Annotated in this window: 13 protein-coding genes; 8 read left to right on the forward strand and 5 right to left on the reverse strand. The window is 71.9% G+C overall.

Going from position 1 to position 12,621, the window contains the following annotated elements; translation table 11 throughout:
* The 3 genes from DLJ59_RS04600 to DLJ59_RS04610 all read right to left on the reverse strand — a co-directional run.
* Window positions 1-940, reverse strand: a 940-nt coding sequence (locus DLJ59_RS04600) for a mechanosensitive ion channel family protein (RefSeq protein ID WP_124771260.1), incomplete at its 3' end; no start/stop codon positions are given.
* An 83-nt stretch (window positions 941-1,023) separates the two neighbouring features.
* Window positions 1,024-1,845 (reverse strand): DUF1206 domain-containing protein, encoded by an 822-nt coding sequence (locus DLJ59_RS04605; RefSeq protein WP_124771261.1) that lies wholly within the window; start codon window positions 1,843-1,845, stop codon window positions 1,024-1,026.
* Window positions 1,846-1,904: 59 nt separating this feature from the next.
* Window positions 1,905-2,264: a hypothetical protein gene (locus tag DLJ59_RS04610; protein ID WP_124771262.1), complete on the reverse strand. Its 360-nt coding sequence runs from the start codon at window positions 2,262-2,264 to the stop codon at window positions 1,905-1,907.
* A 96-nt stretch (window positions 2,265-2,360) separates the two neighbouring features.
* On the opposite strand from DLJ59_RS04610, the gene DLJ59_RS04615 reads away from it, so the two are divergent.
* On the forward strand, window positions 2,361-3,587 hold the full coding sequence (locus DLJ59_RS04615; protein WP_124771263.1) for a cysteine desulfurase-like protein: 1,227 nt from the start codon (window positions 2,361-2,363) through the stop codon (window positions 3,585-3,587).
* Window positions 3,584-3,871 carry a GNAT family N-acetyltransferase gene (locus DLJ59_RS04620; protein ID WP_124771264.1) on the forward strand — a complete coding sequence of 96 codons (288 nt, stop codon included), beginning with the start codon at window positions 3,584-3,586 and terminating at the stop codon, window positions 3,869-3,871. Before DLJ59_RS04615 ends, DLJ59_RS04620 begins: the two co-directional genes overlap by 4 nt.
* An 11-nt stretch (window positions 3,872-3,882) precedes the next feature.
* Here DLJ59_RS04620 and DLJ59_RS04625 read toward each other — a convergent pair whose 3' ends face one another.
* Window positions 3,883-5,373, reverse strand: a complete 1,491-nt coding sequence (locus DLJ59_RS04625) for a glycoside hydrolase family 3 protein (RefSeq protein WP_124771265.1) — start codon at window positions 5,371-5,373, stop codon at window positions 3,883-3,885.
* A 217-nt stretch (window positions 5,374-5,590) separates the two neighbouring features.
* On the opposite strand from DLJ59_RS04625, the gene DLJ59_RS37845 reads away from it, so the two are divergent.
* The 4 genes from DLJ59_RS37845 to DLJ59_RS04640 all read left to right on the forward strand — a co-directional run bounded on the left by DLJ59_RS37845 (window position 5,591) and on the right by DLJ59_RS04640 (window position 9,079).
* Window positions 5,591-5,716, forward strand: a complete 126-nt coding sequence (locus tag DLJ59_RS37845) for a hypothetical protein (RefSeq protein WP_255421242.1) — start codon at window positions 5,591-5,593, stop codon at window positions 5,714-5,716.
* A gap of 85 nt (window positions 5,717-5,801) precedes the next feature.
* Window positions 5,802-6,752 carry a TIGR03557 family F420-dependent LLM class oxidoreductase gene (locus tag DLJ59_RS04630; RefSeq protein ID WP_124771266.1) on the forward strand — a complete coding sequence of 317 codons (951 nt, stop codon included), beginning with the start codon at window positions 5,802-5,804 and terminating at the stop codon, window positions 6,750-6,752.
* A gap of 103 nt (window positions 6,753-6,855) precedes the next feature.
* Window positions 6,856-8,487 carry a RecQ family ATP-dependent DNA helicase gene (locus DLJ59_RS04635; protein WP_124771267.1) on the forward strand — a complete coding sequence of 544 codons (1,632 nt, stop codon included), beginning with the start codon at window positions 6,856-6,858 and terminating at the stop codon, window positions 8,485-8,487.
* 88 nt (window positions 8,488-8,575) lie between these two features.
* A complete protein-coding gene (locus DLJ59_RS04640; protein ID WP_124771268.1) occupies window positions 8,576-9,079 on the forward strand; it encodes a hypothetical protein in 504 nt (167 codons plus the stop codon).
* Here DLJ59_RS04640 and DLJ59_RS04645 read toward each other — a convergent pair.
* Window positions 9,069-10,658, reverse strand: a complete 1,590-nt coding sequence (locus tag DLJ59_RS04645; protein ID WP_124771269.1) for an MFS transporter — start codon at window positions 10,656-10,658, stop codon at window positions 9,069-9,071. The two genes, DLJ59_RS04640 and DLJ59_RS04645, sit on opposite strands and share 11 nt — an antisense overlap.
* 82 nt (window positions 10,659-10,740) lie before the next feature.
* On the opposite strand from DLJ59_RS04645, the gene DLJ59_RS04650 reads away from it, so the two are divergent.
* Window positions 10,741-11,502, forward strand: a complete 762-nt coding sequence (locus tag DLJ59_RS04650) for a TetR/AcrR family transcriptional regulator (RefSeq protein WP_124771270.1) — start codon at window positions 10,741-10,743, stop codon at window positions 11,500-11,502.
* A gap of 9 nt (window positions 11,503-11,511) precedes the next feature.
* On the forward strand, window positions 11,512-12,546 hold the full coding sequence (locus tag DLJ59_RS04655) for a helix-turn-helix domain-containing protein (protein ID WP_124771271.1): 1,035 nt from the start codon (window positions 11,512-11,514) through the stop codon (window positions 12,544-12,546).
* The last annotated feature ends 75 nt before the right edge of the window (window positions 12,547-12,621 follow it).

Raw genomic sequence — 12,621 nt, forward strand, 5'->3', positions numbered from 1 at the left:
GGTCCCACAGACTGCCCGCGTCGGCGGCGCTGACCAACGCGCGCAACCGCACCGTCCCGCCGGTGGCGTCGGTGACCTGTAGGACGCAGACCCGCCCGTCCCACAGCTCGGTGCCCTCGACGAGGCGGCGCAGCTCCTCGCGCATGATCTGCACCGGCACCGCCCAGTCCACGTCGAACTCGGCGGTGCCGAGCACCGCCGCCTCCGTGCGGGTCCAGTTCTGAAAGGGCGTGCTGGTGAAGTACGAGGTGGGCAGGATCAACCGGCGGTCGTCCCAGATCTGCACCACCACGTAGCTGAGGGTCAGCTCCTCGACGCGACCCCACTCCCCCTCCACGACGACCACGTCGTCGAGCCGGACGGCGTCGCTGAAGGCGAGCTGGAGGCCGGCGAAGACGTTGCCGAGCAGGCTCTGCGCGGCGAGCGCGGCCACCACACCGACCACACCCGCCGAGGTCAGCACACCGGCGCCGATGCCCCGCACGCTGGGGAACGTCATCAGCATCACGCCGACGGTCAGTATGACGATCACCGCGATGGTCAGTCGGCGCAGCATCACCACCTGGGTCCGGACCCGCCGGGCGTGCCGGTTGTCCGGTACGTCGACCCGGAACCGGGCCAGCGCGGTGTCCTCCACCACGACCAGCAGGCAGGCGACCAGCCAGGCCAGGGTGGCGATGACGCCGAGGATGAGCAGGTGCAGCAGCAGCCGCCGCCAGCTCTCGCCGACCGCGTACCCGGTGGTGAGGCGGACGGCGAACTGCACGGCCAGGACCGTTCCGGCGACCTGGAACGGGCGGTGCGCGTGCTCGGTCAACTCGGTCAACAGCAGTGACCGGCGGCCGAACCGCCGGGTCAACCGGTGGACGACCTCGACCAGGAACAGGGCGACCGCCGCAGCGACGAGCGCGGCGACGGCCGTTTCGAGATAGCTCTGCACGGATTCGGTGCTCCCCTTCGATCAGACGACGGGCACTCCGGGCGAAAGCCCAAGAGTGCCCGTGATCCTCAGAATCGACCAGCTCAGACCTTGCGGTACCGGGACTGGAGGAAGCAGTAGATGCCGAAGGCGGCGATGCCCAGGGCGACCAGGGTCAGCAGGAACATGCCGTACGACTGCTCCCGGAGGGCGTGCAGTGCGGCGTCGAGACCACGCGCCTTCTCCGGGTCGTAGTTCACGGCGGCCACGATGACCAGCAGACCGGAGATGCCGTACGCGACGCCCTTGGCGGCGTATCCGGCGATGCCCAGCCGGCGGGCCAACTGGCGGGTCTTCGGGCTCATCTCGCCGGTCTTCAGGTGCTTCTCGAACTTCTTGAGCACCCCGTAGATCACCAGGCCGACACCGATCGCGGCGAGCACCAGCCCGGCCAGGCCGACCATCCAGCGGCCGCCGCTGGAGGTCATCAGCTTGCCGGTCAACGCCTCCTGCTGGTCGGCGCTGTTCGATCCGGCGTCGGAGAAGACCTTGAAGGCGGTCCAGGCGAAGTAGAGGTAGACGATGGTCCGGCCGGCCGAGGCGAGCCGTTCGGTGACCCGCTCCTTGCCGCGCTCGGCGCGGTGCCCGACCGCCGCTTCCAGCGCCTGCCAGATCGCCATCGCGAGCAGGCCGACCGCGACGGCGATGACCAGGAACTTGCCGAGGGGCTGTGCGGAGAGGGTACGCAGCGCGCCGGACTGGTCGCCGTCGTCTGACGACGTGCCGAACGCGATCTGCAACGCCAACCAGGCGAAGAGTAGGTGGACGATGCCGTAGCCGATGAAGCCGGCCCGGGCGAGGAGTTCCAGCCACCGGCTGTCCGCCGTTCGGGAGGCGGTGGCTTCGGCGCTACGGGTGAGTGACATGGTGTCACAATCTCCGATTCTGAAGATTCCCAAACGTCGGCCACCGCCGCCCGGCCGGGTCAGTTGCGCGCGACGCGAACCTTGACCTGCTGGTCGGTGATGCTGTCCACGGTGACCGCGAAGCCTCCCGCGTCTACGGCCTGCTGGCCGGTGGTGAGGGTGAGCTGCTCGCCGGCGACCTCGACGGTCACCTGGTCACCCTCCGCGCCGACCAGCTTGGCCTCGACGCCGAAGATGCTGGCCTTCGCGTCGACACCCCGATCGAAGGTGACCGTGCAGGCGTCCAGCTGCCCGCAGTCGGTGGAGGCGCCCTCGGAGCTGCAGCCGGCGAGCACGGTGAGGCCGAGCGCCAGACCGGCGAAAAGGCCGGCGGCGCGGCGAATGGGGGTCAATGGGATGGTGGCGGGTTGTTTCGTCACCTCGCCAAGGGTACGAGACGCCTGCGATGTTCGCGCCGAGCAGTGATCACCCGGCGGCCGACCGGGGTGCGAGGGGCACCGGCTAGGGTCCGGGACATGCCGTTCGACATCGCCCGTACCCGGGCCGCGTACCCCGCCCTGACCGAGGGCTTCGTCCACTTCGACGGTGCCGGCGGCACCCAGACCGCGGCCGGTGTGATCGACGCGGTCACCGACGCCATGCGGATGGCGGTCGGCAACCGCAGCGCCGCCAACGTGGCGGGTCGCCGGTCGTTGAAGCTGGTGGCCGAGGCCCGTTCGGCGGTGGCCGACCTGCTCGGCGCCGACCCGGCCGGGGTGGTGCTCGGCCCGAGTGCGACAGCGCTGACGTACACCCTGGCCCGTACGCTCGGCGCGACCTGGCGCCCGGGTGACGAGGTGGTGGTCTCCCGGCTCGACCATGACTCGAACGTGCGGCCGTGGATGCAGGCCGCCGAGGCGGCCGGGGCGACGGTGCGCTGGGCCGAGGTCGACCGGCACACCGGTGAGCTGCCCGCGGCCCAGTACGCGGACCTGGTCGGTGAACGGACCCGGGTGGTCGCGGTGACCGCCGGCAGCAATGCCATCGGCACCATGCCGGACGTGTCGGCGATCGCCAAGATCGCGCACGCGGTCGGCGCGTTGGTCTACGTCGACGGGGTGCACTCGGTTCCGCACGGCCCGACCGACCTGACGTCGCTCGGCGCGGACGTGCTGGTCACCAGCGCGTACAAGTGGTCCGGACCGCACCTGGCGGCGATGGTGGCGGATCCGGCCCGGTGGGCGGCGCTACGCCCGGCGAAGCTGGTGCCGTCCTCCGACGCGGTGCCGGACCGGTTCGAGTACGGCACGCCGAGTTTCCCGCTGCTGGCCGGCGTGACCGCCGCGGTGGATCACCTGGCGGGGCTGGACCCGGACGCGGTCGGGGACCGGCGGGCGCGGGTGCAGGCCGGGTTGGCCGCCGCCCAGGCACACGAGGAGGCCCTGCTGGAGCGGCTGCTCGCCGGGTTGGCCCAGCGCCCGGCGATCACCGTCTACGGCTCGCCGGCGCGGCGTTGCCCGACGGTCTCGTTCCGGGTCGCCGGGATGTCGCCCACGGCCGTCCAGGAGGCGTTGGGCGCCGCCGGGTTCTGCCTCTCCGTCGGCGACTACTACGCCTACGAGTACTTCCAGCTGATGGGTCTGCGCGACAGCGGCGGCGCGGTGCGGGCCAGCATCTACCACTACAACACGGCCGACGAGGTGGACCGGTTGCTCGGCGAACTCGACGCGCTGGCCGACCCGGCGGGGAGAATGGCCGGATGAGCACCCTGGTCGAGGACAACCCGGCGAAGCACCGCTTCGAGATCCTGGTCGACGACGCGCTGGCCGGCTTCACCGCGTACCTGCCGCGCGGGGAGGTCCTGGTCTTCACCCACACGGAGGTGGACCGGGGCTTTCAGGGCAAGGGGGTCGGCGGCGCGTTGGTCCGCGGCACCCTGGACCAGCTCCGGGCGCGCGGCACCACTGTGGTGCCGCAGTGCCCCTTCATGGCCGCTTTCATCGACAAACATCCCGAGTACGCCGACCTGGTCGCCGACCTTCCGTAGGGGCAGGCCGGTCAGCGGGCGCCGGTGAGCACCTCGGCGGCGGCCTGCCCGCTGGCCCGGGTGGCGCTGTGGGTGGCCAGGTGCACCGCCCCGGTGACCAGCTCGGGCACGCCCAGCTCGACCACTACCGCGTCCGGCCGGGCGGCCAGGGCGCGGCGCACGGCGGCGCGCATCCAGTCGTGTCGGTGCAGGTCCCGGACGACCAGGACCAGGGGGCGGGCACCCGCTCCGGCGCCCGGGTCGGCCGGCACGTCGGGTTCGGCGTAGCGGACCGTGCTGGTGCCGGGCAGCAGCTCGCCCAGCGGCCCGCCGATGCCCCACGGGGTCTCGGCGCCGATGGCGATATTGCGCAGCGGTTCGAACTCGACGACGTGTGCCGGGCGGGTCAGTGGCAGCGCGACAGTCGTGCCCGGGGCGGCGGTGATCCGCACGGCCCGGCGGGCGGCGACCAGCCCGACGTCGGCGGCGCCGCGCGCTCCGGCTGAGCCGGCGCTGCGGGCGGTCACCGTCCAGGCGGCGAGTTGACCGACGCGCTTGGCGGCCTCGGCGAGCCGTTCCTCGGGCAGCTCACCGGAGACGACGGCGGCCACGATGGCATCGCGCAACTCGTGGGCGGCCTGCTCGTCGGCCCGTTCGCCGCCGATGCAGATGGCGTCGGCGCCGGCGGCGAGGGCGCGGACCGTCGCTCCGGCGAAGCCGTACCGGTCGGCGACCGCGCGCATCTCCATCGCGTCGGTGACCACCACGCCGGAGAAGCCCAGCTCGTCGCGGAGCAACCCGCCCAGGATGCGCTGACTCAGCGTCGCCGGCAGGTGCGGGTCGAGCGCGGGCACCAGCAGGTGACCGGTCATGACCGCCTGCACCCCGGCGGTCACTGCGGCACGGAACGGGGCCAGTTCGCAGGCGTCCAGCCGGTCCCGGTCGGCGGTGATCCGGGGCAGGTCGTGGTGTGAGTCGACGCGGGTGTCGCCGTGCCCGGGAAAGTGTTTGGCGCAGGCAGCGACGCCGCCGGCCTGGAGCCCGCGGACCCAGGCGGCGGTGTGCCGCGCGACGAGCGCCGGGTCGGCACCGAAGGAGCGGACGCCGATCACCGGGTTCGCCGGGTTGGAGTTGACGTCGGCGTCCGGGGCGTAGTTGAGGGTGATGCCCGCGGCGGCCAGCTCGACGCCCAGGTCCCGGGCGACGGCCTCGGTCAGCGCCGGGTCGTCGACCGCGCCGAGGGCGAAGTTGCCGGGCCGGGAGCTGCCGTGGACCGACTCCAGCCGGGTGACGTCGCCGGCCTCCTCGTCGATCGCCACGATGACGTCGGGTCGTTCCGCGCGCAGCGTCGCGGTGAGCGCGGCCACCTGCTCGGTGTCGACGACGTTGCGGGCGAAGAGCACCACCGAGCCGAGACCCTCGCCGAGCCAGCGGCACACCCACGGCGGTGGGGTGGTGCCGACGAAGCCGGGTTGCAGGACGGCGGCGGCGAGTGCCGGGAGGTGCCCGGTGGTCGTGGTCACTGCACTCCCTCGCAGTGATCGACGTCGATCACCGACGACGGTGCGCCGCCGTCGACCCGCTGGTTGCGCTCGCTCATGCGGCCCCCGTACCCCATCTCTCACGCGCCCTCGGCGCACCGCCACCGGCAGGCGGTCCTGCCATGGTCACACCGAGCGATTCAATAGTCAATAAACCTTACAGTTGCCTGGCGGCCCGCTCCCCGGGGAGAGTGCGGGGATGGATCCCGCCCTGCTGGCCGACGCGACGAGCCCGGCCGACATCCCCGGCGTACGCCTGCTCGGCCTGGTGGTCGGCGCCCTCCTGCTGCTCGCCGCGATCCGGGCGATGTTCGGTCGACGCTGACCGGGCCGGGTACGCGCACCGGTGTGACCGGCCGTCGCCGGGGTACGGCTCTCCCCATCAGGTCCGCGTGCCGAAGGGGTAAGCCATGAAGATCGGATACTTTCTGTCCAGTGAGGAGCTCACGCCAGCCGAGTTGCTCGAACAGGCACGCGGTGCCGAACAGGCCGGCTTCGAGGCGCTGTGGATCTCCGACCACTACCACCCCTGGGTGGACGCGCAGGGCCAGAGCCCGTTCGTCTGGTCGATGATCGGCGCGCTCAGCCAGGTGTGCTCGCTGCCGGTGACCACGGCGGTGACCTGCCCGACCCTGCGGATCCACCCGGCCGTGATCGCGCAGGCGGCGGCGACCAGCGCGGTGCTGCACGGTGGACGGTTCGTGCTCGGCGTCGGCACCGGCGAGGCGCTCAACGAGCACATCTTCGGCGACGCCTGGCCGCAGGCCGACGTCCGGCTGGAGATGCTGGAGGAGGCCGTCGAGGTGCTGCGCGCGCTGTGGGGCGGCGACTTCGTCAACCACCACGGCAAGCACTACACCGTGGAGCAGGCCCGGATCTACACGCTGCCCGACACTCCCCCGCCGATCTACGTCTCCGGCTTCGGGCCGAAGGCGATCGACCTGGCCGCCCGGATCGGCGACGGCTACGTGAGCACCATGCCGGACGCCGAGATGGTCCGGCGCTTCCGCGAGAACGGCGGCGGCGACAAGCCGTGCCAGGCCGGCTTCAAGGCGGCGTACGCGGACAGCGAGGACGAGGGAATGCGGATCGCGTACGAACGCTGGCCCAACGCGGGGGTGCCGGGTGAGCTGTCCCAGGTGCTGCCCTCGCCGCGCCACTTCGAGCAGGCCGCCGAGCTGGTCAGGCCGGAGATGCTGAAGGAGGCGTTCGTCTGCGGCAACAGCGCCGACGCGCACCTGGAAATGATCGACAAGTACGCCAAGGCCGGCTTCGACGAGGTCTACGTGGCCAACACCGGCCCGCACCACCAGGGCCTGTTCGACCTCTACCAGCGCGAGGTGCTGCCGCGGCTGCGCTGAGTCGGGAGTCAGCGAGCCGGTCATCGAGGGCATGGCAGGTGCCCTGCCTGTGATCGTCCGAAGGCGTTTCGCCGGTCATGGGCTCGGGTACCTCCGGCCCTCGATGAAACTGTCCACGCACTCGATGACGTTGCGCCGCGCGGCCCGCAGCCTTTTCGGCTGGAAGGCGCTGCGGCCCAACCAACTGGCCGCCATGCGCGCGGTGATGAAGCGACGCGACGCGCTGGTGGTGTTGCCCACCGGCGCCGGCAAGTCGGCGATCTACCAGATTCCGGCGAGCCTGATCCCCGGCCCCACCGTGGTGATCTCCCCCCTACTGGCCCTCCAGCAGGACCAGATCGCCTCCCTCAACGAGCGGCAACGCCCGGAGCTGCGGGCGGTGCGGATCAGCTCGAACGAGTCACCGAACCAGCAGGCCGAGGCGATCACCGAGATCCGCGAGGGCCGGGCGGAGTTTCTCTTCATCACCCCGGAACAGCTCAGCAATCCCGAGCGGATGGCCGAGGTCGCCGCGCTGAGGCCGGCGCTGGTGGCGATCGACGAGGCGCACTGCATCTCCGCGTGGGGGCACGACTTCCGCCCCGACTACCTGGCGCTCGGGCACCTCATCGACGGCATCGGCCGGCCGCCGGTGGTCGCGCTGACCGCCACCGCCTCTCCTCCGGTACGCGACGACATCATCGCCCGGCTGCGGCTGCGCGAGCCGGAGGTGGTGGTCTCCGGGCTGGACCGGCCGAACCTGTTCGTCGAGGTCGCACACTGCCCCACCGAGGACTACCGGTGGCGGCGGCTGAGCGCGCTGCTGCGCGACGACGAGCGGCCCGGGATCATCTACGTGCCGACCCGTCGCGCCGCCGAGGAGTTGGCCACCAGGTTGACCGACGCCGGCTTCCCGGCGCAGTTCTACCACGGTGGGATGGCGGCCGGCGCGCGCGCCGAACTGCACGAGGCGTTCCTCGCCGACCAGGTCCCCATCATGGTGGCGACCTCGGCGTTCGGCATGGGCATCGACAAGCCGAACATCGCCTGGGTGGTGCACATGGCGCTGCCCGACTCACCGGACAGCTACTTTCAGGAGATCGGCCGGGCCGGACGCGACGGCCAACCGGCCCGGGTGCTGCTGCTCTGGCAGGCCGAGGATGTGGGCCTGCAACGGTTCTTCAGTGGTGGTCTGCCCGACGTCGACGAGCTGCGCGACCTCGCCGCGCTGCTGCGGCGCAAGCCGGCCACCAAGACGGAGCTGCGCGAGACCACCGGCCTCGGGCCGCGCAAGCTGGGCCAGTATCTGTCCCTGCTGGAGCAGGTCGGCGCGGCCGAGCCGCGCGCCCGGCAACGCATCGGCGCTCCCCGCTACTCTCCCACCCCGGCCGACGCCGCGGCGGCGGCGCTGGCCGAGGCGGAGCGCCAGCAGACCGTGACCCGGTCCCGCACCGACATGATGCGGGCCTTCGCCGAGACCCGGGCCTGTCGCGGGCAGACCCTGCTGGCCTACTTCGGCGAGCAGATGACGCAGGTCTGCGGCCACTGCGACAACTGCCACAACGGCACCAGCGTGGCCGACCAGGGCGCGGTCGGGCCGTTCCCGGTGCACAGCCAGGTGCGTCACCCGGAGTGGGGGCCCGGCCTGGTGCTCTCCTACGAGGACGACAAGATGACGGTTCTCTTCGATGAGGTCGGGTACAAGACGTTGTCGGTGCGCGTGGTGTCCGAACAGGGCCTGCTGACCCTGGACTAGCCTGACCCGGGCACCGGTGTCGGGCCCGGTGGATCGACCAGACAGAGCACCGATTGATGAAGCAGAGCAGGGCGGAAGGGGCGTTGCCGTGATCGAGCAGCCGGCGTACACCGGGTTCGGTTTCTCCGACGAGGAGTGGGGGCTGCTGGTCGGCCTGCCGCAGGCGGTGCTGACCGCGGCGAGCGCCGCCGAGTCCGACGGCACCCGCCGGACCATGGCGGAGAGCGCGGCCGGGTTGGAGACCATCGCCGCCGGCCGGGAGTCGGCCAGCCCGCTGGTCGCCGCCGTGGCCGGCGAGATCGTCACCCGGGTCGGTGACCCGGAGACCGGTGCGGAGCTGCCGGTCATCGAGCCCGCCGACCCTCGGGCGTACATCGACGACGTGCTGCTGCGGGCCGGTGCGGCCGGCGAGTTGCTGGCCGCGCGGGTCGACGAGGGTGAGGCCGGCGCGTACAAGCACTGGCTCGTGAAGATCGCCGAGCAGGTGGTGGGCGCCGCGTCCAGCGGTGGGCTGCTGGGCATCGGTGGCGAGGCGGTCAGCGACTCCGAGCGGCGGTTCCGCGACCGACTCGCGCACGTGCTCATCGACTGACCGACGACAGCGAGGTGTCGGCCGGACCGGTCGACTCGGCGGCCAACGCCGTGGAGTCGGCCGGTCGGACGCCGCGAAGCGCGACCAGCGCGGTGACCGCGCCCAGCAGCATCACCGCCATGGCGGCGTAGGCGGCCAGGTGCATCCCGTCGGTGAACGCGACGGCGGCGGCGTGCCGCACCGCGTCGGCCAGCTCCGCCGGCAGCCCCTGGGCGACCGCGAGCGCACCGCCCAGGGTCTCCTGGGCCGCGTCACCGGCGTCGGTGGGCAGCCCGGCCGGCAGGTCGTCGACGATCTCGCGACGGTAGACCGCCGCGCCCACGCTGCCCAGGATCGCCATTCCCAGCGCACCGCCCAGCTCGCTGCTGGACTCGGTCAGCGCGGACGCGACACCGGCCTGCTCGGGCGGCGCCGCGCCGAGGACCAGCTCGGTGACGAGAGACATCACCATCACCAGGCCGCCCGCGTAGACACTGGCACCGACGAGCAGCAGCCACAGCGGCGTCTGCGGGGTGACCCGGGTCAGCACCACGAAGCCAACAACGGCGATGCCGAACCCCGCACCGATCAGGTACGCCCGTTCGACGCGCTGGGCGAGGGCGGCGGCGGCCGGCGCGACCGCGCCGACGGCGAGGGACGGCACCAGGCTCCACAGCGCGGCCCGCAGTGGGCTCAGGCCGAGCACCAGTTGCAGGTGCTGGGTGGTGAAGATGGCGAAGCCGACGATGGCGAACATCGCCAGCAGGTTGACCGCGAGCGACCCGGCGAAGCCGCGACGGCGGAACAACGTGAGATCGACCATCGGGTACGCCCTGGTCCGCTGCCGGTGCAGGAAGAGCGCGCCCACCAGCAGGCCACCGACGATGGCGAGCACCCGGGCCGGGCTGACGCCGTCGCGGGCCATCTCCTTGACGCCGTAGATCACCGGCAGCAGCGCACCGAGTGACAGTGCTGCGCTGATCAGGTCGAACCGACCGGTCGGCGGGTTGCGGAACTCGGGCACCAGGAGCGGGGCGAGCAGGAGCAGCAGCAGCATCGCAGGGATGTTGATCAGGAAGATCGAGCCCCACCAGAAGTGCTCCAGCAGGATGCCGCTGAGCACCGGGCCGATCGCGATGCCGCCGGTCAGGGTGGCGGTCCAGACACCGATGGCGGTGCCGCGCTGCTTGGCGTCGTGGAACATGTTGCGCACCAGGGCGAGCGTCGAGGGCATCAGGGTGGCCCCACCGACACCGAGGACGGCGCGGGCGGCGATCAGCGTCGCGGTGCTGTCGGCGTACGCGGCCAGCAGCGACGCCGCCCCGAACGCGGTGGCGCCGAGCAGCAGGAGCCGGCGTCGGCCGATCCGGTCACCCAGAGCGCCCATGGTGATGAGCAGCCCGGCCAGCACGAAGCCGTAGATGTCGAAGATCCAGAGCTGCTGGGTGGCGGTGGGGCGCAGCTCTGCGCTGATGAACGGGACGGCGAAGTAGAGCACCGACACGTCCATCGAGACCAGGAGCAGCGCCAGCATCAGCACTGTGAGCCCGATCCACTCCCGCCGGCCGGCTCGCGCTGCCGGTGTGGTGGTGGCCTTCATGATCGACTTCCCTTCTGCGTATGACGTACGCTGTTATGCGTAGACCATACGCAGAACTAGGATGGCGGGGCAAGGAGGAAATGTGGCGGCGAAGACAGACGACAGCGGGCCCGTACTCCCGCCGGCGATCGAGAGCGCCTGGGGGCTGCGCGAACGACCACCCAAGGGCCCCCGGCCGGGAATGAGCGTGCCCGCCATCGTGGACGCCGCCGTGCGGGTGGCCGACGCCGACGGCCTGGCCGCCGTCTCGATGAGCCGGGTGGCCAAGGAGTTGGGCGCCGCGACCATGGCCCTCTACCGGTACGTCGGCTCGAAGGACGAGCTGCTGATGCTGATGGTGGACACCGGGTACGGCCCGTCCCCCGGTCCGCCCGACCCCCAGGACGACTGGCGTGCCGGCCTCACCCGGTGGGCCTGGGCCGAGCACGAGGTGCTGCGGCGACGGTCCTGGCTGCTGCACGTGCCGATCAGCGGCCCACCGATCACCCCGCAACAGCTCGGCTGGATGGAGGACGGGCTGCGCTGCCTCGACGGCACCACGCTCGGCGAGAGCGAGAAGATGTCCGTGCTGCTGCTGATCACCGGGTACGTCCGCAACGAGGCCAGCCTCACGTCGCAGGTCGCCGAGGGCAGCCGGGCGGCCGGCATCGAGCCCGCCGAGATGATGCCGGCGTACGGTCGGCTGGTGGCCCGGCTCATCGACCCGGCCCGCTTCCCCGCGCTGCACCGGGTGCTGAGCGCCGGCGTGCTCAACCAGGACGACGACCCCGACGACGAGTTCGTCTTCGGCCTGGACCGGATCCTCGACGGCGTCGAGGCGCTGATCCAACGCCGGGCGGGCTGAGGGAGCACCATGCTGCCGAGAGACACCATCGACACCACGGTCCTGCCACCGGGCGAGCGGTTCGGCATGTGGCTGGGCCTGGTCGCACGCACCTCGGCGCCGCTGCGCATCCAGTCCGCGCACAGCGACGACTTCGCCGCCCGCGCCGATTTCATCGCGCTCGGCCCGATCCAGTTGGTGCAGTACGAATACCCGTCGCTGGACGCCACCCGAACCCGGAAGCTGGTCCGCCAGTCCGACCCGGAGCTGTACATCCTCGCCCTCACCACCGGCGGCGTCGGCACGTCCAGTCAGGACGGTCGCCGCAGTGAGATCCTGGCCGGCGAGTTCACCTTCTACGACGGGTCCCGGCCGCACGACGTCTGCCACCACGCCACCGAGCCCGACCGGGACCTCGCCACCTCGATTGTCACGATGATCCCGCACGCCGCTCTGCCCCTACCGCCGCAGCGGATGGCCGCGCTCTACGGCGGCCGGATGTCCGGCAGCGAGGGGATCGGGGCGCTGCTGGCGCAGTTCCTGCTCCAGGTCACCGGGCACCCCGAGCAGTACCACGCCGCCGATGCCAGCCGGCTCGGCGCGGTCGGGCTCGACCTGGCCACCACCATGCTCGGCCGGCATCTCGTCGCCGAGGACGCCGTGCCCACCGAGGTCCGCCGCCGGGCGCTGCTCACCCAGATCCAGTCGTACATCCACCGCCACCTCGGCGACACGACACTCGGCCCACAGGTCGTCGCCGACGCCCACCACATCTCGGTGCGGTCCCTGCACCGGTTGTTCGAGGCCGAGGACGCCAGCGTGGCGTCGTACATCCGGGATCTGCGACTGGCCCGGTGCCGGCGCGACCTGACCGACCCGGCGCTGCGCAACCAGCCGGTGCAGACGGTCGCGGCGCGCTGGGGGTTTCCCGACAAGGCCCACTTCAGCCGGGCATTCAGGGCCGCCTACGGAACCACCCCGCAGGAACATCGCGACAGCGGCTTGGATCTGGCGCGGATCGTCAACCGCCAGGCATCCACCGTCAACTCGCAGCCGGCAGACTGACACCAGCGCGGCCGATCATCGCCTGGTGGGCCGCCAACGGGGGCCGTGGCGAGGCGCCCGCCGCGCGAGCGGCGG

The organism is Micromonospora inaquosa (assembly GCF_003857055.1).
GTDB lineage: Bacteria > Actinomycetota > Actinomycetes > Mycobacteriales > Micromonosporaceae > Micromonospora > Micromonospora inaquosa.

Coding starts and splice junctions, on each gene's coding strand:
- DLJ59_RS04605 (WP_124771261.1), bottom strand. CDS start 1,845: ATGTCACTCACCCGTAGCGCCGAAGCCACCGCCTCCCGAACGGCGGAC.
- DLJ59_RS04615 (WP_124771263.1), top strand. CDS start 2,361: ATGCCGTTCGACATCGCCCGTACCCGGGCCGCGTACCCCGCCCTGACC.
- DLJ59_RS04620 (WP_124771264.1), top strand. CDS start 3,584: ATGAGCACCCTGGTCGAGGACAACCCGGCGAAGCACCGCTTCGAGATC.
- DLJ59_RS37845 (WP_255421242.1), top strand. CDS start 5,591: ATGGATCCCGCCCTGCTGGCCGACGCGACGAGCCCGGCCGACATCCCC.
- DLJ59_RS04630 (WP_124771266.1), top strand. CDS start 5,802: ATGAAGATCGGATACTTTCTGTCCAGTGAGGAGCTCACGCCAGCCGAG.
- DLJ59_RS04635 (WP_124771267.1), top strand. CDS start 6,856: ATGAAACTGTCCACGCACTCGATGACGTTGCGCCGCGCGGCCCGCAGC.
- DLJ59_RS04645 (WP_124771269.1), bottom strand. CDS start 10,658: ATGAAGGCCACCACCACACCGGCAGCGCGAGCCGGCCGGCGGGAGTGG.
- DLJ59_RS04655 (WP_124771271.1), top strand. CDS start 11,512: ATGCTGCCGAGAGACACCATCGACACCACGGTCCTGCCACCGGGCGAG.